The sequence below is a fragment of the Chryseobacterium sp. WG14 genome (genome assembly GCF_024586945.1).
Classification (GTDB): domain Bacteria; phylum Bacteroidota; class Bacteroidia; order Flavobacteriales; family Weeksellaceae; genus Chryseobacterium.
Map to the genome: position 1 here is coordinate 144,739 of NZ_JALCZD010000009.1, position 21,481 is coordinate 166,219.

The window sequence follows — 21,481 nt, forward strand, 5'->3', positions numbered from 1 at the left end:
AACAAACGGATGAAAATAAGAACCAGGCTTACACTCCTCTTTACCCTAATCACGGCAATGCTTTTAGGGGTTTACAGCTTTTCTATTTATTATTCGTCCAAAGAGGCCAGAGAGAAATCTTTCTACAGCGAATTGCAAAACGAGGCCATTGCCAAAGCTGATTTATTTTTTCAAAGTTCACTCCCGGAGCAGGAAATGCATAAGCTGTACAAAAATAACAACAGAACTCTTAACGAAGTTCAGGTTGCTATTTATGACTCTGACCATCAGCTTATTTATCATGACGATGCGAAAGTTGACTATGTAAAAGAAACACCGGCGATGCTCACGCAGATATTTCAAAAGAAAAAAATCAACTTCTTTTTAAACAACTTACAGGTAATCGGAATAGTCTATCATCATGCCGGAAAATCCTATGCTGTAACCGCTGCTTCCTATGATAAGTATGGTTATGAATACCTTACTCATCTTCTTACCATTAGTATTATCGCCTTCATCAGCATCCTGATCCTTATTTATCTCGCCGGAATATTCCTTTCTAAAAAAGCATTGAGTCCCCTGAGTGAAATGGTGAATCAAATTAAAAAGATTACTGCGGGAAAATTACAGCTGCGCTTAAAAACGACCGGAGAAAAAGATGAACTTAACGAGCTGGCCCAGAATTTCAATGGAATGCTGAAACGCCTGGAAAATTCTTTTGACTCTCAAAAACATTTTGTATCCAATATTTCACACGAACTCCGCACCCCATTATCCGCAATTATCACTGAGCTGGAGCTGGCTTCTGAAAAAGAACAAACTAAAGAAGAATACCAGCAAACCATCCGGTATGCGTTGGAAGATGCAAGGAATATGGCCAAACTGTCCAACAGTTTAATGGATCTTGCCAAGGCAAGCTATGATCCTAATGAAATCAGTTTTTCCGAAGTACGCCTTGATGAGGTACTTCTGGAATCTTACACCAAAATAACAAGAGAGAATCCAGTATATAAAGTCTCACTGAATATAGAAAATGAGGTAGAAGAACATCAGCTGATCACACAGGGAAATGAATACCTGCTGCAGGTTGCTTTTAATAACCTTATTGACAATGCCTGTAAATATTCTCCTGAACATATATGCTCAATAAATGTTACAGCCGGTGAAAAAATACTTTCTATCCGTTTTGCCAACACTGGTATCATCATTCCCCAGGAAGATTTACAACGTATTTTTGAACCTTTTTACAGAAGTGAAACCTCAAAAAAAGAAAAAGGCTATGGTATCGGACTTTTCCTGACAGAAAAAATCATTCATCTTCATCATGCAACAATTTCTGTAGCATCAGAGCATGATAAAACGGTTTTTATCGTGCATTTTGAAATACCGGGATCCTAGTGATTTTAACTATTTCCATCCTGTTCCACTGAAATTTTACTGAAAACAGTAGTTCCTATACTGGCTGCTATTACGCAGGCAATGGATATCCATTGTAAAAAGGTTAAACTTTCGGAGAGGAATAATAATCCTGAAAAAGCAGCAAATGCAGGTTCCAGGCTCATCAGAATACTGAAGGTTTTGGCCGGAAGTCTTTTTAACGCCATCATTTCCAGAGAAAATGGCAGCGCACTGGATAAGATAGCAACTCCAAGCCCCTTTATAAAAAGGGTTGGTGTAAGATTGAAAACCGCACCATCCCAAATGGTAAAAGGAATAATAACAAGACTCGCAAATAACATCCCGGTAGTAACAGCATCTTTTCCATCCATTATTTTAGATACTTTTCCACCCATTACGATATAACCTGCCCAAAACATTCCTGCCAGAAAAGCCAGCCCAAGGCCTGTTAAATCTATATGATTACTCTGCCAGGGTACAATCAGTAAAATTCCTACACAGGCTAGTAAGGCCCAGACAACATCCAGTAACTTACGCGACAGTGCCAACGCCAGAAATAAAGGTCCTGCAAATTCTACCGTAACAGCTAATCCTAATGGAATTCGCTGAATAGCCATATAGAAAATAAGATTCATCGCCGCCAGCCCAATACCATACAGAGCGCAGTATTTCCATTTTTGTTTTGTAAACTGTAAAAATTTCGGACGGTTAATTAAGGTGAGCAACACAGCAGAGAGAACAATTCTTAAACTAACGGTACCAATAGCACCAATGGCTGGAAAAAGCTGCTTGGCAATGGAAGCCCCACCCTGCACGCAAATTATTGCTAAAAGTGTAGCCGATATAGCTACATTAGACTTTTTCATTTCTAAATTTATAACTTATAAAACAACTTTGGAAAGAATTTTCCGGGATTAGGCAAACTCTTATTTTATCATTATAAACCGGGAAATTCCGAATGCAAAAAAGCTTGCCGTCAAATGTATTGAAATTTTATCTTTCAAAATGGATACAGTTTTCATTAATTCATAAGACTTAGTTAGTAAGAATTTCTCCAATTAAGTTTTTTCCAAAAATTGGTATTCTGTTAATCTCTGTTCCCCAAACTTGGTTATGATCCCTTGCTCAACCGCCCATTTTAGATCCCTACTTGCTGTAGGTGCAGATATATTTTTAAAATGCTGTAAGTAATCCTTCCTGCTAAATCTGATTTTACCTGCTTTATCTTTAAATATCAAAATCCGGTCTCCGGTATATAGCGTTTTATTTTGCATCTGTAAAATTTCTTCTAAGGCATCCGATAAAACTCCGAGCATAAATTCTATAAAAGGTGTAGATTCTCCCTTTTTATCTGATTCGGAAAGTTTTTTATAATATATATTTTGTTGTTGCTTTATTAAACTTTCCACAGGTAGAAATTCAAATATGGGATACTGCTGCATCAAAATCAGCGTCTGCCATAACCTTCCCATTCTTCCATTTCCATCAATAAACGGATGAATAAATTCAAATTCATAATGGAAAATACAACTTTTTATCAACAATAAATCATCATCTTTTTTCAAATACCTGAAAAGGTCTTTCATTAGACCTTTAACCATTGCCCCACCTGGCGTTATATGCTCCACTTTTGAACCTTTTACAATACCCATATTTGTGGCTCTAAACCTACCGGCACTTTCAATCAAACCATTCATTAAAATTGAATGAGCTTTTTCAAGATCTTTTATTTGATAGGGATTAAACTTTCCAAACTGGTCATAGACTTTAATAGCATTCTGAACTTCAAGAATATCTTTTTGAGGAGCCACCACCCTTTTGTTCTCCAATAATGCTGTAATCTGTTCTTCTGTGAGAGTGTTACCCTCAATCTCTAATGAAGATTGAATTGTTTTAATCCTGTTCTTTTTCCTTAATTCCATTGTAGGTTTATACAAGTGAGCAGCATTAATTTCTCCTATCTTTTGAGAAATAGAGGCAATTAATATTAAAATCTTATTCGTTATTTGATACGGAGGTTTCATTTATTATAATATCATTTGATACTATCAAATTTATAAATTTTATTTTAAAAACCACTTACCTTCTGTTTTCTCTAATCATTTTCTAATAACATTCTAAAGCTTTTCTAACGGCTTCCCTCCAAAAGGAGGAATACCTTTGCAGCAAATAAAAACCACTATGGATACTGATCCTTCCCATTATTACACTAACTAAGCATTCAGCAATATATCTTTCTGTATATCGGCTGCATGCCATACAACAAAAAGATTATGAATACACTAGAATTTACCCTCCGTCTTTTCACAGCATTCCTCCTGGGTGCCGGCATTGGTTTTGAAAGACAGTGGCGCCAAAAAAGTGCCGGTCTCCGTACCAATACACTGGTATGCCTTGGCTCTGCGGCCTTCGTTCTGCTTTCCATCAGAATCGGAGGTGATGCTACAGGCAGAATAGCTTCCTATATTGTGAGTGGTATAGGTTTTCTGGGAGGAGGTGTTATTATGAAAGACGGACTTACCGTACGGGGACTCAATACGGCAGCTACTATCTGGTGTTCGGCTTCCGTGGGAGCTCTTAGCGCTATAGGCCTTCCTTTTGAAGCAGCTATTACCAGCGGGTTTATTATTCTCACACATGTCATTCTCCGTCCTTTAGGAGTAAAGCTTGGCAACACTATCAGCAGCCGAAATCTTTATACCGAATATTTAATCAGTATCAAATGTAAAAGTGAGGTGGAAAACCACATCCGGGTACAGCTGATGCAGTCTTTAAGCGGGAATGATAAAATATTACTGAAATCTCTCACCAGTGATGACAATGGCGTTCCTGAAAATGCCATCATTACAGCAGAAGTTCACGCTTCTACTCCACAGGACAGTTTCATGGAAAAAATAACCAGCAGACTTACTATTGAAGATAAAGTCATCAGGGTAAGCTGGGAAATTATAGGTACTGAAACTGATTTATAACATTTAACACCAACCCTGAAGCCATGTTAAAAAAATATTCCAACAAAAATCTCAATTCCGCAACGCTTGTAAAATTGAAAGAAGCTGCCTCAGAGAACGAAAAAATGATTTATGCTATGCTGGAAACTTCAGAAGAAGGGCTTAGCGAAAACACCGTAAAAGACCGTTTAAAAATATATGGTAAAAATGAAATTGCCACTCAGAAAGCACCTTCATGGCTGAAGCAGTTTGCCCACTACTATGGGGTATTTCCCTTATCTGACTGCCATTCTTACAGGATATTGTATCCTCACTCAGTTTGTAAAACAACGGTTCATCAAAAAATTTGGACAGTGGCTATAATAGGTTTGCAGCAACAGAAAATAAACGATGTAACTATTGCATTACAGGCTCTCAATTAAGAATAAATCATTGGTTATAAATATTTATATGAAAAATACTGTATTATCAATACTGCTTTTGGCTTTTATTATTTCTTGTAAAGATTCCAAAAGAGAAAACCCACAAAGCCAGGATCTTCAATTAAAGGGAGATCATGTGATTATTCCTGAAAACAATCCTGTTTTAAAAACCATTAAGACAGAAGTGATCACCGAAAAGCAGCACAGTGATGGGGTGGTGTCTGCAGGAACTATCCAGGCCATTCCCAATCATTATGCAGAAATTGCCAGTCCTTTTTCCGGAAGAATTACAAAATCCTTTATCCGGCTTGGTCAAAATGTTTCTGCGGGAAGCCCGCTTTTTGAAATCCTTTCTTCCGATTATTTTTCAGTTCAGAAGGATTATACAGATGCCTTAAATGATGTGCAGCTGGCAGAGAAAAATTACAGGCGTCAGCAGGATCTGGTAAAACATGGGGTCGGTATTCAAAAAGAGCTGGATGAAGCGGAAACAGATTTTAAAAATAAAAAGACCTCACTTTCTAATGCCTCCTCTGCCCTGAAGGTATATAACAGCAAAGGAGGAGGTATAGGAAGCCCCCTTATTGTAAGAGCTCCTATCAATGGAGAAATTATTTCCAACAAGATTGTTAACGGTCAGTATCTGAAAGGTGACGCTGATCCTGTAATTATTATTGCAGAACTTTCCAAAGTATGGATTTCCGGGGATGTTAAAGAAAAAGACATTCGTTTTGTCAATAACGGTGATCACGTTTCCGTAAAAATAAGCGCTTATCCGGATCGGAATATTACAGGAAAAGTATATCATATTAATGAAATAGTAGACGAGAATACCCGAAGTATAAAAGTCCTTATAGAATGTGATAATCCGGACAGAAAGTTAAAACCGGGTATGTATGCCACCGTTAATTTCTCAACAACTCCCGAAAAAACAGTTATGATCCCCGTTACCGCTTTAATGCAGCAGGACAACACTCAGTATGTATGGATAAAAACGGGTAAGAACCAATTTACCAAAAAATCCGTAACAACGGGTGAAACTGACCAGAAATCGGTAAGAATTATTTCCGGATTGAAGTCGGGAGAGACCATTATGACTGAGGGCGGAATTTATATGCTGGAGGCAAAATAATATGAATATGATAAAATGTACAATCTAAAAACTATAAAGTACCGTATCCTGTTCAGTACAAACATATGATACGTAAGATTTTATACGCTGTACAAAAATTAAGAATTATGAAGCAATTACTTACAATCTCTATACAGAAGAGGTGGCTGATGCTCGCGCTCTTCCTTTTACTAGGCTTTTTTGGTTATTATTCCTGGACCAGATTATCCATAGAAGCTTATCCTGACATTGCCGATGTCAGCTCACAGGTGGTTACACAGGTACCGGGACTGGCTGCTGAAGAAGTAGAACAGCAAATTACTATTCCGTTAGAACGGGCTTTGAATGGGCTTCCGGGAATGCATGTTATGCGAAGCAAAAGCACTTTTGGACTTTCTATTATTACAATGGTATTCGATGACGGTGTAGATGATTACTGGGCCAGACAGCGAATCCAGGAAAGACTGACCGATGTGGAGCTTCCCTATGGTGCACAGCCGGGGCTGGATCCCCTTACCTCTCCTATCGGCGAAGTCTATCGTTATATTATCGAAAGTAATACCCATAGTCTACGGGAACTTACCGATTTACAAAATTTCGTGATTATTCCACGCATTAAACAGGTTTCAGGAATTGCTGATGTAACCAATTTCGGAGGCATTACTACCCAGTTTCAGATCGAACTGGATCCTCATAAACTAGAGCAGTATGGTCTTTCATTATCTGAAGTTACGGAAACTATTTCCAGAAATAATGTAAGCGCCGGCGGGAGTATGCTACCCCGGGGAAACCTGGCCTATGTGATCCGGGGGATAGGTTTGGTAAAAGACCTAACTGACCTTGGAAAAATTGTAGTTAAAACACAGAATGGAGTTCCTGTTTTCCTGAATGATGTGGGAGCACTAAAATATGGAAACCTGGAAAGAAAAGGTATTCTAAGCTATACAGACAGAAAACGCAACTACTCCGAAAGCGTAGAAGGAATTGTACTTTTACTAAGAGGACAAAACCCGTCCCAAGTACTAGAAGGTGTTCATCAGGCTATTGAGGAATTGAATAATGAGACCCTTCCTTCAGGGGTAAAAATTCATCCTTTCCTGGACAGAGCCGACCTTGTAAAAACAACCCTTACCACCGTATCCCATACCCTTACTGAGGGAATTGTACTGGTTATTATTGTACTGATTGTATTTCTGGGAAGCTGGAGAGGTGCATTATTGGTTGCTATTACCATTCCGCTTTCCTTATTGTTTGCATTTATCTTAATGCATTTCACTAATATTCCTGCCAACCTCCTTTCACTCGGAGCCATCGATTTTGGGATTATTGTAGATGGCGCCATTGTCATGTTGGAAACTATCCTGAAAAAAAGAGAGGATAATGCAGAGGAAACTCTCGAAGAAAAAACAATTACCCAAAGAGTGATTGAAGTAGCCAAGCCTATTTTCTTTTCCACCATTATCATCATTACCGCGTATCTCCCGTTATTCGCGTTTGAAAGAGTAGAGAAAAAACTGTTTACCCCAATGGCGTTCACCGTAGGTTATGCCTTATTGGGAGCACTCGCTGTAGCGCTGCTTCTTATTCCCGGATTAGCCTATGTGATCTACCGTAAACCACAAAAAATATATCATAACAAATGGCTGGAAAAAATAAGTACTGCCTATGGAAAAAGAATAGAAAAAATCATGCAGACTCCTAAAAAAGTCATTATACCGGTCAGCATTGTATTATTATCTGCAGGAATACTTTCTTATACTGTAGGAAAAGATTTCCTTCCCGAGCTGGATGAAGGATCTATATGGCTTCAGGTACAACTGCCCCCCGGTATTTCTTTAGCCAAATCAAAAGAAATGAGTGATACCCTGCGTGCCCGAACCCTGAAACATCAGGAAGTTACCTATATGATGATCCAGGCAGGCCGTAATGATGATGGTACCGACCCATGGACCGCTTCTCATTTTGAAGTATCTGTTGGTATAAAACCTTACAGCGAATGGCCTTCCGGAAAAACTAAAGCAGATTTAATTAAGGAACTGGATGCAGATTATAAAAATATGCCGGGATTCACCGTAGGCTTTTCACAGCCTATGATTGATGGGGTTATGGATAAAATCTCCGGGGCCCATAGTGAACTGGTTGTAAAAGTATACGGCGAAGAATTTAAGGAAACCCGAAGAATTGCCGAAAACATAATGTCTACTTTGAATACAATTCCCGGTTCTGCTGACCTTGCCATCGATCAGGAACCTCCTTTACCTCAACTGCAAATTATTGCCGACAGGGACAAAATTGCTCAATACGGCCTCAATGTAGCAGATGTAGCAGACCTTATTGAAGTTGCATTAGGGGGAAAAGCGATTTCTCAAATCTTTATCGGCAATAAAGTATATGATATTTCCTGTCGTTACACCGAAGACAGCCGCGACACTCCGGACAAAATAGGAAACCTGATGCTTACCTCAGCTTCCGGAGCCAAAATCCCACTGTCACAGGTAGCAGAGGTAAAATTAAGCACCGGTGAAAGTACCATTACCAGAGAAATGAATAAGCGTCACCTCACTGTAAAACTGAATTTAAGAGGTACTGACCTTTCTTCTTTCCTGAAAAAAGCTCAGGATAAAATTGAAAAAGACATTCAATACGATCACGGAAAATACCAGATCAAATGGGGTGGTCAGTTTGAAAATCAAAACAGGGCTTATTCCAGGTTAGCATTTATTGTTCCGCTGGCGTTGGCGATTATGTTCCTGTTACTGTATAGTGCATTTGGTGATTTCAGACAGGCTTTGGTCCTTATGTCTATCGTTCCGTTGGCACTATTCGGTGGAATGCTGGCTCTTAATATACGCGGAATGTCTCTTAATGTCTCTTCTGCTGTCGGGTTTATTGCACTGTTTGGGGTAGCCATTCAAAACGGGGTCATCATGATTTCTCATATCAATGACCTTCGTAAAAAAGGTTATGATTTGAATATTGCAGTCACCAAAGGGGCAAAAGATCGTTTCAGGCCGGTACTGATGACGGCCACCGTTGCAGTAATCGGACTATTCCCGGCATCATTGGCTACAGGAATCGGTTCAGATGTACAACGGCCTCTGGCTACGGTGATCGTTTACGGGTTGATGTTCTCTACTATTTTAACACTGTTTGTGCTGCCAGCTATTTATTTTATGGCTGAACGTCGCAATGAAAAACAAAATTTAGAATCAGATGAAAATTAGAGCTCAGTTTATCATACTATTTGCTGTGTTATTCAGCATGACAGGTATACTAAAGGCACAGGAAAAAGAACTTATACGTTTTGAAGAATACCTGAGTCTTGTAGGAAAGAAAAACCTCAGCTATGCCGCCCAAAAATATAACGTAGGTATAGCTGAAGCATCCATCCAGACTGCAGGTATGTTTCCGGATCCGCAACTGGAAATGGAAACCACCAACAATGGGGTAAGAGAAAATATGGGGTATGTTTACGGAGCATCCATCGGCTGGACGCTGGAGCTGGGAGGTAAAAGAAAAGCCAGAATAAATCTGGCCAGAAATCAATCTGAACTTAGCAAAATACAATTGCAGGATTTTTTCAGAAATCTCCGTGCTGATGCAGGTTTAGGATATATTGATGCTTTAAAATCCAAAGCCCTTCTGGAAGTACAGCAGGATTCATACAAAAACGTACTGCAACTGGCCAAGTCCGACAGCATCCGATACCGCCTAGGAACAATATCACTGGTTACAGCAAAACAGAGTAAACTGGAAGCTGCCTCCTTACTCAACGAAGTATTTCAGGCTGAAAGTGCAGAACAGCAAGCATTAACCAATTTATCGGTATTTCTCAGTGACCACAAAATGACCGGCAGAGAGGTTACCGGAGATTTTAATGCTTTCAACAGAAATTTCAGTGTAGATGATCTGATCCTCCAGGCACTGAATGAAAGAACAGATGTATTGGCAGCCAAGCAAAATACACAAATTACCCAAAGCCAGATCAGCCTTGAAAAAGCCAACCGTACCATAGACCTGGGAATCAGTGCCGGTGCAGAACGACATACTGAGGCCATCAATGAAATAGCTCCTTCACCAACCGTAAATGCAGTAAAAATAGGACTTAGCATTCCTTTGAAATTTTCAAACAGAAGAAATGCAGGATTAAAAATAGCAGAAATGGCCCATTCTCAGGCAGAGGTTGAATACCAACAGATTGAGCAAAGCATACAGGCAGATGTGATGCAGGCTTATCAGCAATATACAGCCACTCAGAAGCAGGTAAAACAATTCCATAACGGAATGCTTACTGAGGCCAAAAGTATATTGGAAGGGATTACATACAGCTACAAAAGAGGGGAAAGTTCTATTCTGGAGGTTCTGAATGCCCAGAGAACCTACAACAGTATCAGGAAAGACTATTACCAGGCTCTTGCAGAGAATGCCGCTGCTTTAATTGAACTTGAGCGGAAAGCCGGAATCTGGGATATTGAATTTTAGAAAATAAAACTGAGAACATTTTTCATCAAAAAACTATAAGACTACAGATTAATTCCATATTCCTTTTTTTCCTTTATTAAAAAAGCTCTGAAATCTATATGATTCCGGAGCTTTTTTACTTATTTCTTGTATTGAGATTCATAAATACTGACCCAGTCTTCAGGCGTCATTTTCTTACTCAGCTCAGCAATTAATTCAAAAGGAATATCTTCCACTTTTTTGAAACGGACACAGGATTTTCCCATATCCAGTTTTCTTGTGGAGTATTTTGGATATTCGGCCACAAACCATTCTAAAAGTTCCGGCGTGGAATACAGCCCCATATGGTATAATGCTATAAAATTTTTCTGAGAAGCCAGATTAATGAAAGGCAAAGGTGTATTGGCAGCACAATGATAGCCGGCAGGATATGTTTTCAAGGGGACAACCCAGCCTATCATTCCATAATTGGTGGCATCCTCAAACCCCTCCGGTAAGTTGGTATTAATGATATCAGCAAGTTTCCTGAAAGCCTCCTGTCTGTCTTCAGGAATCTTTGAAATATAATCTTCGATCGACTTAGATAAAATTTGCATTTTCAGTTCGTTTTTAAAGGGTCAAATTAATAAAAAAAATTTCATCACAGGATAAAAAAATGGCAGTACATCACTATACTGCCATACAATTATTTACATAAAAAAAACTTATTTTTTAACAACTTTTACAGTAGATTGAGTACCATCTTTAAAATAAAGGGTAACAAAATACAATCCGGAGTTCAGCATACTTAGATTAAGCTCTTTTACAGGGCCATCAATCGTATTCACTATTCTTCCTGACAGATCTCCCACTGTGGCAGACTTCACTTCTCTTGTATCTGATATATAGAGGATATCTTTAAAAGGATTCGGATGAACTTCAGCTTTCCTTGTTGTTTTATTTACTTCCGAAGTACTCAGCTGAGCACTTTCAACAGTAAAATCATCTATATAAAAATTATAATCAAGACCTTCATTTGCCGTTCCGGAAGTTCCATAAAATGCAAATAGCGTACTGGCATTGGTATTGGCCGTTAAATTATAAATATATTCATTCGATGTATTGGAAGGTCCATTAGCCGTGTTCCAGGTTTGTAATATCGTCCACGTAGTTCCTCCGTCCTCGGAAATCATGAAATGAACAAGGTCATCAGCACCCATCAAAGAGGTAGCCGTTCCGGAATAAGTGGTAACACCATAGTTAAATTTCACTCTATATCCCCCTGCTGAAAGATCGAACGGTACTGTTTTAAGCCATCCTGTTCTATTGGCAGAATATAAATTCATATGTACGGACGGTCCGTTAGCTGATGCATTTAAGAAATTACGCTGATCCCAATAGACCGTAGTCCCGGTAGATCCTGTGGAAGGGCTTCCTCCGGAGATATTATTAGCCCAACATGTCCCCGGAACGCTGCTGAAATTATTGGTATATGGAGGTACTAAGGCACCACATAACGTAGTAAATGATTTAGAGAATGACCATGCACTTTCACCCGTTGCAGTACTGCAATTTGTTCTTACCCAATAATAATAGGTTGTACTTGGAGCTAAACTTCCCAATGTATAAGAGGTTCCTGTTACATCCGAATAACTTGGAACTGTAGCGCTGGTAGGAGTTGTAGAACTTGTACTGTAATAAATATCATGGCTTACGGCTTGTGTACCGGCAGGAACCGTCCATGAAATATCTGCAGAATTTGAGGTAACCGTTCCTGTAGCAGATAATGTAGGAGCTACACAATCAGTATAAGCATCAGCCGAGAAGGCAAAAATATTGGCTACACCTCCACTATTGGTTTTGGTTATCGTAACACTCTGAATGGGTTTTGCCTGGTTGGCAGCATCAATATTCAGAATAGTCTGATATAATCTCGGATTAATAGAATTAGCATCCAATACATCTGTAGTTCTAAGAATCCTTCCGATCCCCTGAATGGCATAATTAGCTCCTCCGTACCAGTCTGTGATCGTTTGCCCGGTAAAAACCTGAGTCGTGTTGTCTGTAAAATTAACGGTGACATTTACTGTGGAGCTACCACTTCCACTGGTAGAAAGCATATATAACTTAAAAGCGGCTACAGGATTCGTAAATATCAGGGTTCCTGTATTTGTTCCTGTGGTATTACTGTTAATTCTTAAAGAATTATTTCCTGAATAATCTCCAAGCTGATAGCTTAAACCCGGCGTTGCAGCTACCGCTGAATTGATAATCCCATTGACAGGAAGACCGTAAGTAAGCGGTGTACTACTCGCAGCGAGCTGAAAGTCCCTGGAAACAAAATTGTAGGAAACTCCATCCACATCCATTGTTGTAGAAGTCATAGAAGATCCTATCCCATTGGCGATAACATCAGCTGTATATCCCGACTGAACGGGCATGGTTTGAAAATTTTGAGCCATCATTGATGATGTAAAAAGCAGAGCTGTAATACTTAAAGCTCCAAAAAATAATGTTCTTTTCATATTGACTAATATTTATCCAGTAAATTTATAAAAAAAATAACATTAAAAGTATTTTATCATCATTTTCAAAAAGAAAACGCATTATAATTAAATAAAAATAATATTTATTGAAATAAAAAAAAATTTCAACACAGGATAAAAAAATGGCAGTACATCACTATACTGCCATACAATTCTTTACATAAAAACTTATTTCTTAATAGCCTTTACGGTAGATTGTGTACCATCTTTAAAATAAAGGGTAACAAAATACAGTCCGGATTTCAGCATACTTAAATTAAGCTCTTTTACAGGACTTTCAATGGTATTTACTATTCTTCCCGCCGTATCTCCGATCGTTACGGATTTTACATTCCTGGTATCTGATATGTACAAGATATCGTTAAAAGGATTGGGATGAACAGCTGTTTTCTTTAAAATCCCTTTCACTTCAGAGGTGCTCAGCTGCATATTTTTATTGGCAGAAAATGCAAAAATGTTTGGAATGCCTGAGCCTCCACTTTTTGTAACAGTAACACTTTGTACAGGTTTAGATTGGTTTGCTACATTAATATTTAATGCAGACTGATACAATCTAGGATCACTGGTACTTTCCTCCAAATTATCATTATTTCTGTTAATCCTTCCAATTCCCTGAATGGCATAACCAGAACCTCCATACCAATCAGAAAGACTAATATTAGAAAATACCTGAGTCGTATTATCTGTAAAGGTTACTGTTGCATTTATGGTAGATCCTCCACTGCCACTGGTAGAAAGCATGTACAAATTAAGAGCTGCCGTTGGTGTGGTAAATACAAGCGTTCCGCTATCTCCGTTATTAGCCAGCCTTAATGAGTTATCAGAGCTTAAATCTGCCAGCTGATAACTAAGACCGGGTGTTCCGGCAACAACCGAATTGATAATACCGTCAGAAGGAATACCATAAGTAATTGGTGTACTGGAAGATGTTAATAGGAAATCATTTGCTACAAAAGCATAGGATACCCCGTCCACATCCATGGTAGTGGAACCCATAGAGGACCCGGTTCCATTAGCAATTACGTCAGCTGTGTATCCGGATTGAACAGACAATGGCTGAAAATTTTGAGGAATTATAATAGATGCAGAAAATGCAAAAATGTTTGGAATGCCTGAGCCTCCACTTTTTTCAACTGTAACACTTTGTATAAGTTTAGATTGATTAATGGCATCAATATTTAATGCAGACTGATACAATCTAGGACCACTAAAACTTGCTTCTAAATTATCATTATTTCTATTAATCCTTCCAATTCCCTGAATGGCATAATTAGAACCTCCATACCAATCAGAAAGACTAATATCAGAAAATACCTGGGTCGTATTATCTGTAAAGGTTACTGTTGCATTTACGGTAGATGCTCCACTACCACTTGTAGAAAGCATATACAACTTAAGAGCTGCCGTTGGTGTAGTAAATACAAGCGTTCCGGTATCTCCGTTATTGGTTAGCCTTAATGAATTATCAGAGCTTAAGTCTCCCAGCTGATAACTAAGACCAGACGTTCCGGAAACAGCTGAATTGATAATACCGTCAGAAGGAATCCCATAAGTAAGCGGTGTACTGGAAGAGGTTAATTGAAAGTCTCTTGCTACAAGAGCATAGTCTGCTCCATCCACATCCATAGTAGTGGAACCCATAGAAGGTCCAGCTCCATTAGCAATTACGTCAGCCGTGTACCCAGACTGAATAGGCATGGTCTGAAAATTTTGAGCAATCATAGTTGACGCTGAAAAAAGAGCAAAAACAGACATTGTTTTTAAAAATAATTTTGTTTTCATATTTATTAATATTTATCCAATAAAATTACAAAAAAAACAACTTTAATTGTAATTACATGTTATTTCAATAAAAAAAACTATTATAATTAAAAAACATAACAATAAAAACAAAATACCTCTAAATAATTCTATAAAACGAGAGATATCAAAAAACTATAAATCAATCTATTCTTCAAATACAATTTATTTATAGATTTTATTATTGGGAAATTAAATCTTATTTTTGCCATACAAATTTTTTAAACAATGCCGAATATTTCAAACAGAGCACTGCACATGCCGCCATCGCCGGTAAGAAAACTAGTTCCTTTCGCATTACAAGCAAAACAAAAAGGGATAAAAGTATACCACCTTAATATCGGGCAGCCTGATATTGAAACTCCGGAAACAGCTTTAAATGCTTTAAAAAATATTGATTTAAAAGTATTGGAATATGCCCTTTCTGAAGGTAATATAGAATACAGAAAAGCCCTTACTGAATATTATCATTCATTAGGTTTTGCTGATTTGACACCGGACAACTTCATTGTTACCAACGGAGGATCTGAAGCCCTTAATTTTGCCATTTCTACATTATGTGATGATGGTGATGAGGTTATTATTCCTGAGCCTTATTATGCAAACTACAATGGTTTTACCAGTACATTTAATGTCAATGTAGTAGCAGTTCCTTCTACTATTGATACAGGTTTTGCCCTGCCTCCAATAGAAGAGTTTGAGAAAAAAATCACAGAAAAAACAAGAGCTATTGTCATCTGTAATCCTGGTAACCCAACGGGATACCTGTATACCCGTGAAGAGTTGCAAAAACTTGCAGAAATTGCTTTAAAATATGATATCGTAATCATCTCTGACGAGGTGTACAGAGAATATGTATATGATGGGAAGCAGCAAATTTCAATGCTTGATTTCCCTGAATTGAGCGAAAACTGCATCATTATAGACTCGGAATCCAAACGTTATTCTATGTGTGGCGTAAGAATAGGATGTATGCTTACCCGTTCTTCAAAAATCCGTAATGCAGCAATGCTTTTTGCCCAGGCAAGATTAAGCCCTGTTCTTTTGGGACAGATTGCAGCAACTGCCGCACACCAGAACGATGGCGCTTACATTAGAGCTGTAAGAGAAGAATACACCCACAGAAGAAATGTATTGGTAGACCTGTTAAATGCTATCCCAGGGGTAATCTGTCCTAAACCGAGAGGGGCATTCTACTGTGTTGCCGAGCTTCCGGTAGATGATACAGAAAAATTTGCACAATGGTTACTGGAAAAATATTCACTGAATAAGGAAACCATTATGGTAGCTCCTGCCGGTGGATTCTACAGCAATCCGGAATTAGGTAAAAAACAGGTAAGAATTGCCTACGTTCTTAAAGAAGAAGATTTGAGAAAAAGTGCTGAAATCCTTAAAGAAGCTTTAAAAAAGTACAGAGAAGAATTTAGCCTATAAATTATAATATGATGCCGACAACAAAAAATATATATCTGAAAATACTGTTTTCGATCTTTTTGCTGTCGGCATTTTTTTCCTGTGACAAAAAGGAATCGGTACAAACAGTCCCTAAGGACCCCTATGAAATCACGTCTATCAGCATTTCCAATATTGGGGGAAGTCTCGGCTACTACAGGATTATAAAAGTCACCAAAGATTCCATCACTGCGGAAAAAGGAACAACTTCCACTCAAAATCACAAGAAATGGCATTCTGCTATCAATGCCGATACCTGGAAACAGCTTACCTCATCCATTCATATGGTGGATCTTGATCATATAAAAAGTTCTCCAAGCCAACAATCTGTAGACGGTATAGATGAAACTTTTCAAATCCGTACTCCTAAAAAGTCACATATTTATGTAAACGCTTATGTTGATACTGTACATTACAATCAATTTCAACAGCTTAAAGAACAAATAGACTACATTCTGCCAAAAGAATACAAATAAAAACATGCAAGAAAATTTTTCCTTACAGCCTTATAACACATTTGGAGTTGACGCCAATGCTAAATACTTTACTGAAGTCAGTAATATCGAGGAATTAAAAGAAGCACTCAGCTATTCAAAATCTCAGTCTCTTCCCCTGCTTTTTTTGGGCGGCGGAAGTAATATTTTATTGACTAAGGATTTTGACGGCCTTGCTGTTAAGCTTAATTTAAAAGGAATATCCGAAGAAAACTTTAGTGATCGTGAAATACTTGTCACAGCCAAAGCTGGTGAAAACTGGCATGAGTTTGTGATGTATTGCTTACATAAAAATTATGGCGGGCTGGAAAACCTGTCTTTAATCCCCGGAAATGTAGGCACTTCTCCCATGCAGAATATCGGGGCTTACGGAACTGAAATTAAAGATGTTTTTGTCAGCTGTAAAGTATTGGATCTGGAAGACCTTGAAGTGAAGACTTTCAACCTGGAACAGTGCAAATTCGGATACAGGGATTCTATTTTTAAGCAGGAAGGAAAAGGCAGATATGTCATTCTGGAAGTCACTTTTAAGCTGACTCAAAAAGAACATCATGTAAAAACAGAATACGGTGCTATTCAATCTGAACTGAAACATCTGGGTATTGAAAACCCTAGTATTCAGGATGTATCTAAAGCAGTGATCAATATCAGACAAAGCAAGCTGCCGGATCCTAAAGAAATCGGGAATGCCGGAAGTTTTTTCAAAAACCCTACAATTCCTTTGGTTCAGTTTGAAGATTTACAACAGAAATTTAAAAATATTCAGGGATATGCTAACGGAAATAGGGTAAAGGTTCCTGCCGGATGGCTGATTGAACAATGTGGGTGGAAAGGAAAACAGATCGGAAATGTAGCCTCACACAAGCTGCAATCATTAGTGATCATCAATGCAACCGGAAAGGCAAGCGGCAAGGAAATTTTTGATTTCTCTACTGAAATTATAAACTCCGTGAAAGAGAAATTTGGAATAGAGCTTGAACGCGAAGTGAACATTATATAATAAATACAAGGGCTGCTTCAATAGTGAAACAGCCTTTAATTTTACAGTTTTGTCAGTACACAATTTTGTATTATTGGTAATCGCAAAAACAATGGCAATTATCCTATAATAGTTCATACCCATTTTCCATAAAATCATTATTTTAGCTGAAAATAAAGGCACAATATGAAAATAGCGATTCTGGGAGCCGGAAATATGGGGCTATCTTTTTCAAAATCTTTTTTGAAGTACGAACTGATCAAACCTGAACACCTTCATCTGATCATCCGAAATCCATCTAAAGTTAATAAAATAGCCGAGGACTTTCCCAAGTCTGTAATTTCAACTTTCAGCGAGGTTAAAGAACTGGATGCGGACCTGGTTATTATCGCTGTGAAACCCCAGGATTTCCAGCTTGTTGCTCAAAATATCCAGTTTACATTAAAGGAAAACCAGATGGTTTTATCCATTATGGCTGGAATCAATATCGATAAAATCCAAAAATCACTTAATCATTCACTTGTGGTAAGGGCAATGCCTAACTCTCCTACTCTTTTAGGTATGGGAATTACCGGTTATACTGCTGCAGACGGAATTTCTTTCAGTCAGTTAATCAATATTGAAAGACTGCTCAACAGCACCGGGCGCTCTGTCTATCTGGAAAATGAAGATCTTTTGGATGGTGTTACCGCATTATCAGGCAGCGGACCTGCTTACTTCTACTATATCATTGACGCCATGATTAAAGCAGGAATTGAGATGGGAATTGAAGAAAACCTGTCCAAGCTTTTTGTAAAACAAACAATGCTGGGTGCTTACCATCTGATCAACAATTCTGAAAAAAGCCTTGAAGAGCTGATTAAAGATGTGGCATCCAAAGGCGGAACTACGGAAGCTGCCTTAAAGACATTTGAAGAGAACAGCTTTAAAGATATTTTAAAACAGGGAATTCTGAATGCTGAAAAGCGTGCTAAAGAACTCAACAACTAAACTTTTTCTCTAAAAATACTCTGATTTGCCAGCCCAAATACACCCCGAAAGTATTCAGGAGGATATCGTCTACCTCAAATATCCCCATTCTTGTAAAGTATTGGAGTGCTTCTACAATTACAATAGCTGAAATGAAAGTGATACACAATGTTTTCAGATCTTTAAGCCCTGGAAAAATCCAGCCCAGAAAACCAAAAGGAACAAACATAACAATATTCCCTAATACAATAATCACAATATCTCTCCACTCATCTGTAGTCTGAATAAATTTGATTGTAGAAAAAATAGGTTCTACAGTAATCAGATTATCTTCATACTGATATCTGCCCATCCCCAAAAACATCAGGTAAAGCAAAAATAAGGTATAGGGAATAATTACAATTTTGTATACTTTCTTTAACATCAGGTGCTAAGATATTCATTTCAAAAACATTAAATTTGTATATTAAAATAAATTAATGAAATACGTCTTACTTACACTTATTTCAGCAATGCTGCTGTCGGTTTCATGGCCTACTTATGGAGTTCCTTTTTTTATATTTTTTGCCCTTGTTCCTCTACTGATGATGGAACATGGAATTTCAAAATTCTCCAGCTATACAAGAAAAAGCTGGATGGTTTTCGGACTTTCCTATCTGTGTTTTATCATTTGGAACATCGTCACTACAGGATGGCTTTATGGCTCTAAAAATCCGGATGGAAGCCATTCCATGATGGCAGTGGTATTCCCAGTTTTGGTCAATTCACTTTTATATTCTTTAGTTTTCCAATGTTATCATTGGTACAAAAATGCTCAGGGAACTTATTGGGGCTTAGGATTTTTGATCGCCATCTGGATGAGTTTTGAAAAATTTCATCTGGGTTGGGAACTGACATGGCCCTGGCTGAATTTAGGAAATGTATTTTCTGAATATCCTAAGCTTATCCAATGGTATGATACCCTGGGAGCTACGGGAGGAAGTTTTTGGATCTTACTGATCAACGTTTTAATTTTCTATACCTTGAGAACCTGGGAAGCCGGAAGAAAGAGAAAAGATCTGATTAAAAACTCTTCCATTGTAGTAGCGTTAATTGCCGTTCCCATGATTATTTCATTAATCAGGTACAACAGCTTTAATGAGAAACCATCGGGACAGGTAAACGTACTGATGCTTCAGCCCGATCTTGATCCATACATGGAAAAATACTCAAAAGACAGCCTTACCATTGAAAATGACTTGCTAACGCTGGCTGAAAATAATGCAAAAGGAAAAATTGATTATTTCATGGCACCGGAAACAGCCATTCCGGGTAGAGGTTCAATTTCTGAAACCGGCTTTGAGAAGAGCTTACTTTTAAACAATATCAAAGAGTTTTTAGCAAAACATCCCGGATCTGTTTTTGCTACAGGAATTTCTTCTCACCGTTTTTATTTTGATCCGCAAAATATCCCTCAAGAAGCTTACCAGATCAATTCAGGAGTTTGGGTAACAAGTTACAATACAGCCATTCAGCTAGCTCCCAATCAGAAAACACAGGTTTATCACAAAGGGAAACTTGTTCCGGGAGTTGAAATTTTTCCCTATATGGGTGTTCTTAAACCTCTATTAGGAGATGCCATGCTCAATCTGGGAGGCACAGTGGCTTCTTTAAGCACAGATAAAGAAAGGCTAGCTTTTTCAAACCCTTACAATAAAGGTAAAATAGCGCCTATCATCTGCTATGAAAGCATTTATGGCGAGTTTGTTACTGATTATGTAAAAAAAGGAGCCAATTTCCTAGGTATCATGACTAATGATTCCTGGTGGGGAGTTTCTGAAGGACACAAACAACTTTTATCTTACGCCAGATTAAGGGCTATTGAAACAAGAAGGGAAATTGCCCGTGCTGCCAATAGTGGAATTTCCGCACATATCGATGCGAAAGGAGAAGTGGTAGCTGATACTTTTTATGGTGATCAGACTACTTTATTTGCCAAAGTAAATCTTTATGATACGATGACTTTCTATACCAGAGCCGGAGATCTTCTTTCAAGGTTTTCAATATTTGCCTTAGGATTTTTATTGTTTTATTTTCTGATTGAATGGTTCAAAAGAAAAACAAAGAAGGCTTAGTTTTTATAGAATGATTGAATGTATTAGAGCATAGAAAAAATGAAGGAAAAAATATTCAGATATAGATATTTTATAATTTTTCTATTGTATTTTATAGTAGTATCCTATCTAAGCAAAAATGCCACACTCGTATTTGAGTGGAAAGTCATCATGCAAAATTTTGCGGATTACCATGACTATTATTATCTGGGTAAGCCTTCTGCCTATATGCCTCCCTTATATCCTTATTATTTACTTTTGATACAAAGTATTTTTAAGATTCCGCAATGGATAATGATATCCTGTATTTTACAATCTGTTATTTTATTTTTTTCAGTCTTATCGCTTGTTCAAAGTTTTAAAGAAAATGATAAGAATAAAAATAATTACTTTATTGCTTTTGTATGCATAATTTTCTTTCCGCCTATTCTTATTGGCATTACAAAAATCAGTTCATTTGCACTTACAATCTCTATATTCAATGTTTTTTTTGCTTTACTATTGAAATTATCAAAAAAAATCACCCACAAAAATTTAGTACTGATTTCAATTGTATCCATACTGGGATTATATATCCGGTATGAATTTTTATTCTTAATGATTCTCTCAGCATTTGTGCTCATATTGTATAAAAGAATAAAGTATTACAGCCTCCTGCTTCTATTGGCATTCATATTCATCGCCTACCTCCCCTGGTGTATAAGAAATTATGAAAAAATAGGAACTTTTCATTACTCAACTTCTTTAAGTTATAATTTTGCAAAAGGAAATCATGAAAAATATGATATATTTTCAAGTGACAATTTCCCCTATGATCCGTCAAAAAAAATAATATTAACGGATGAGT

General features: G+C 37.7%; 18 protein-coding genes. 11 read left to right on the forward strand and 7 right to left on the reverse strand.

Going from position 1 to position 21,481, the window contains the following annotated elements:
• The first annotated feature begins 9 nt into the window (after positions 1 to 9).
• The gene (locus MP478_RS15745) at positions 10 to 1,377 is read left to right on the forward strand and encodes an ATP-binding protein (protein WP_257200949.1); all 1,368 of its coding nucleotides are present in this window, start codon (positions 10 to 12) and stop codon (positions 1,375 to 1,377) included.
• Between the two features lie 5 nt (positions 1,378 to 1,382).
• On the opposite strand, the gene MP478_RS15750 is transcribed toward MP478_RS15745, so the two are convergent.
• Complete coding sequence (locus MP478_RS15750; RefSeq protein ID WP_257190859.1) at positions 1,383 to 2,243, reverse strand: DMT family transporter; 861 nt, start codon at positions 2,241 to 2,243, stop codon at positions 1,383 to 1,385.
• A gap of 192 nt (positions 2,244 to 2,435) precedes the next feature.
• A complete protein-coding gene (locus MP478_RS15755) occupies positions 2,436 to 3,401 on the reverse strand; it encodes a Fic family protein (RefSeq protein WP_257200950.1) in 966 nt (321 codons plus the stop codon).
• A gap of 249 nt (positions 3,402 to 3,650) precedes the next feature.
• Between MP478_RS15755 and MP478_RS15760 the strand changes: the two genes are divergently transcribed.
• The 5 genes from MP478_RS15760 to MP478_RS15780 all read left to right on the forward strand — a co-directional run bounded on the left by MP478_RS15760 (position 3,651) and on the right by MP478_RS15780 (position 10,343).
• Positions 3,651 to 4,349, forward strand: a complete 699-nt coding sequence (locus MP478_RS15760) for an MgtC/SapB family protein (RefSeq protein ID WP_257190861.1) — start codon at positions 3,651 to 3,653, stop codon at positions 4,347 to 4,349.
• Positions 4,350 to 4,372: 23 nt separating this feature from the next.
• A complete protein-coding gene (locus tag MP478_RS15765; RefSeq protein ID WP_257200951.1) occupies positions 4,373 to 4,750 on the forward strand; it encodes a cation-transporting P-type ATPase in 378 nt (125 codons plus the stop codon).
• A gap of 28 nt (positions 4,751 to 4,778) precedes the next feature.
• Positions 4,779 to 5,882, forward strand: coding sequence for an efflux RND transporter periplasmic adaptor subunit (locus tag MP478_RS15770; RefSeq protein ID WP_257200952.1), 1,104 nt, complete (start codon positions 4,779 to 4,781; stop codon positions 5,880 to 5,882).
• A gap of 107 nt (positions 5,883 to 5,989) precedes the next feature.
• Positions 5,990 to 9,085, forward strand: a complete 3,096-nt coding sequence (locus tag MP478_RS15775) for an efflux RND transporter permease subunit (RefSeq protein ID WP_257200953.1) — start codon at positions 5,990 to 5,992, stop codon at positions 9,083 to 9,085.
• Positions 9,075 to 10,343 (forward strand): TolC family protein, encoded by a 1,269-nt coding sequence (locus MP478_RS15780; protein ID WP_257200954.1) that lies wholly within the window; start codon positions 9,075 to 9,077, stop codon positions 10,341 to 10,343. The genes MP478_RS15775 and MP478_RS15780 overlap by 11 nt, the downstream gene beginning before the upstream one ends.
• A 119-nt stretch (positions 10,344 to 10,462) precedes the next feature.
• Here the strand turns inward: MP478_RS15780 and MP478_RS15785 are convergent, their stop codons facing one another.
• The 3 genes from MP478_RS15785 to MP478_RS15795 all read right to left on the reverse strand — a co-directional run bounded on the left by MP478_RS15785 (position 10,463) and on the right by MP478_RS15795 (position 14,629).
• Positions 10,463 to 10,918, reverse strand: a complete 456-nt coding sequence (locus MP478_RS15785) for a DUF1801 domain-containing protein (protein WP_257200955.1) — start codon at positions 10,916 to 10,918, stop codon at positions 10,463 to 10,465.
• Positions 10,919 to 11,026: 108 nt separating this feature from the next.
• The gene (locus MP478_RS15790; RefSeq protein WP_257200956.1) at positions 11,027 to 12,826 is read right to left on the reverse strand and encodes a T9SS type A sorting domain-containing protein; all 1,800 of its coding nucleotides are present in this window, start codon (positions 12,824 to 12,826) and stop codon (positions 11,027 to 11,029) included.
• Positions 12,827 to 13,015: 189 nt separating this feature from the next.
• A complete protein-coding gene (locus MP478_RS15795; RefSeq protein WP_257200957.1) occupies positions 13,016 to 14,629 on the reverse strand; it encodes a T9SS type A sorting domain-containing protein in 1,614 nt (537 codons plus the stop codon).
• Positions 14,630 to 14,875: 246 nt separating this feature from the next.
• Between MP478_RS15795 and MP478_RS15800 the strand changes: the two genes are divergently transcribed.
• The 4 genes from MP478_RS15800 (at position 14,876) to proC (ending at position 18,562) form a co-directional block, all read left to right on the forward strand.
• Positions 14,876 to 16,081: a pyridoxal phosphate-dependent aminotransferase gene (locus tag MP478_RS15800; protein ID WP_230040759.1), complete on the forward strand. Its 1,206-nt coding sequence runs from the start codon at positions 14,876 to 14,878 to the stop codon at positions 16,079 to 16,081.
• Positions 16,082 to 16,089: 8 nt separating this feature from the next.
• Complete coding sequence (locus tag MP478_RS15805; protein WP_257200958.1) at positions 16,090 to 16,575, forward strand: hypothetical protein; 486 nt, start codon at positions 16,090 to 16,092, stop codon at positions 16,573 to 16,575.
• A gap of 4 nt (positions 16,576 to 16,579) precedes the next feature.
• The gene (gene murB / locus MP478_RS15810) at positions 16,580 to 17,593 is read left to right on the forward strand and encodes a UDP-N-acetylmuramate dehydrogenase (RefSeq protein ID WP_257200959.1); all 1,014 of its coding nucleotides are present in this window, start codon (positions 16,580 to 16,582) and stop codon (positions 17,591 to 17,593) included.
• 165 nt (positions 17,594 to 17,758) lie between these two features.
• On the forward strand, positions 17,759 to 18,562 hold the full coding sequence (proC, locus tag MP478_RS15815; protein ID WP_230040777.1) for a pyrroline-5-carboxylate reductase: 804 nt from the start codon (positions 17,759 to 17,761) through the stop codon (positions 18,560 to 18,562).
• On the opposite strand, the gene MP478_RS15820 is transcribed toward proC, so the two are convergent.
• Entirely contained in the window at positions 18,552 to 18,965 is a 414-nt protein-coding gene (locus tag MP478_RS15820) for a VanZ family protein (protein WP_257200961.1), read from the reverse strand. The two genes, proC and MP478_RS15820, sit on opposite strands and share 11 nt — an antisense overlap.
• A 55-nt stretch (positions 18,966 to 19,020) precedes the next feature.
• On the opposite strand from MP478_RS15820, the gene lnt reads away from it, so the two are divergent.
• Positions 19,021 to 20,655, forward strand: coding sequence for an apolipoprotein N-acyltransferase (gene lnt, locus MP478_RS15825; protein WP_257200962.1), 1,635 nt, complete (start codon positions 19,021 to 19,023; stop codon positions 20,653 to 20,655).
• 365 nt (positions 20,656 to 21,020) lie between these two features.
• Here the strand turns inward: lnt and MP478_RS15830 are convergent, their stop codons facing one another.
• A complete protein-coding gene (locus MP478_RS15830) occupies positions 21,021 to 21,194 on the reverse strand; it encodes a hypothetical protein (RefSeq protein ID WP_257190875.1) in 174 nt (57 codons plus the stop codon).
• Positions 21,195 to 21,481: the final 287 nt, after the last annotated feature.

Excerpts from the sequence above, each read along its gene's own strand:
- MP478_RS15745 (WP_257200949.1), top strand. The coding sequence starts at position 10 with ATGAAAATAAGAACCAGGCTTACACTCCTCTTTACCCTAATCACGGCA.
- MP478_RS15750 (WP_257190859.1), bottom strand. The coding sequence starts at position 2,243 with ATGAAAAAGTCTAATGTAGCTATATCGGCTACACTTTTAGCAATAATT.
- MP478_RS15755 (WP_257200950.1), bottom strand. The coding sequence starts at position 3,401 with ATGAAACCTCCGTATCAAATAACGAATAAGATTTTAATATTAATTGCC.
- MP478_RS15760 (WP_257190861.1), top strand. The coding sequence starts at position 3,651 with ATGAATACACTAGAATTTACCCTCCGTCTTTTCACAGCATTCCTCCTG.
- MP478_RS15765 (WP_257200951.1), top strand. The coding sequence starts at position 4,373 with ATGTTAAAAAAATATTCCAACAAAAATCTCAATTCCGCAACGCTTGTA.
- MP478_RS15770 (WP_257200952.1), top strand. The coding sequence starts at position 4,779 with ATGAAAAATACTGTATTATCAATACTGCTTTTGGCTTTTATTATTTCT.
- MP478_RS15775 (WP_257200953.1), top strand. The coding sequence starts at position 5,990 with ATGAAGCAATTACTTACAATCTCTATACAGAAGAGGTGGCTGATGCTC.
- MP478_RS15780 (WP_257200954.1), top strand. The coding sequence starts at position 9,075 with ATGAAAATTAGAGCTCAGTTTATCATACTATTTGCTGTGTTATTCAGC.
- MP478_RS15785 (WP_257200955.1), bottom strand. The coding sequence starts at position 10,918 with ATGCAAATTTTATCTAAGTCGATCGAAGATTATATTTCAAAGATTCCT.
- MP478_RS15790 (WP_257200956.1), bottom strand. The coding sequence starts at position 12,826 with ATGAAAAGAACATTATTTTTTGGAGCTTTAAGTATTACAGCTCTGCTT.
- MP478_RS15795 (WP_257200957.1), bottom strand. The coding sequence starts at position 14,629 with ATGAAAACAAAATTATTTTTAAAAACAATGTCTGTTTTTGCTCTTTTT.
- MP478_RS15800 (WP_230040759.1), top strand. The coding sequence starts at position 14,876 with ATGCCGAATATTTCAAACAGAGCACTGCACATGCCGCCATCGCCGGTA.
- MP478_RS15805 (WP_257200958.1), top strand. The coding sequence starts at position 16,090 with ATGATGCCGACAACAAAAAATATATATCTGAAAATACTGTTTTCGATC.
- murB (WP_257200959.1), top strand. The coding sequence starts at position 16,580 with ATGCAAGAAAATTTTTCCTTACAGCCTTATAACACATTTGGAGTTGAC.
- proC (WP_230040777.1), top strand. The coding sequence starts at position 17,759 with ATGAAAATAGCGATTCTGGGAGCCGGAAATATGGGGCTATCTTTTTCA.
- MP478_RS15820 (WP_257200961.1), bottom strand. The coding sequence starts at position 18,965 with ATGTTAAAGAAAGTATACAAAATTGTAATTATTCCCTATACCTTATTT.
- lnt (WP_257200962.1), top strand. The coding sequence starts at position 19,021 with ATGAAATACGTCTTACTTACACTTATTTCAGCAATGCTGCTGTCGGTT.
- MP478_RS15830 (WP_257190875.1), bottom strand. The coding sequence starts at position 21,194 with ATGGATACAATTGAAATCAGTACTAAATTTTTGTGGGTGATTTTTTTT.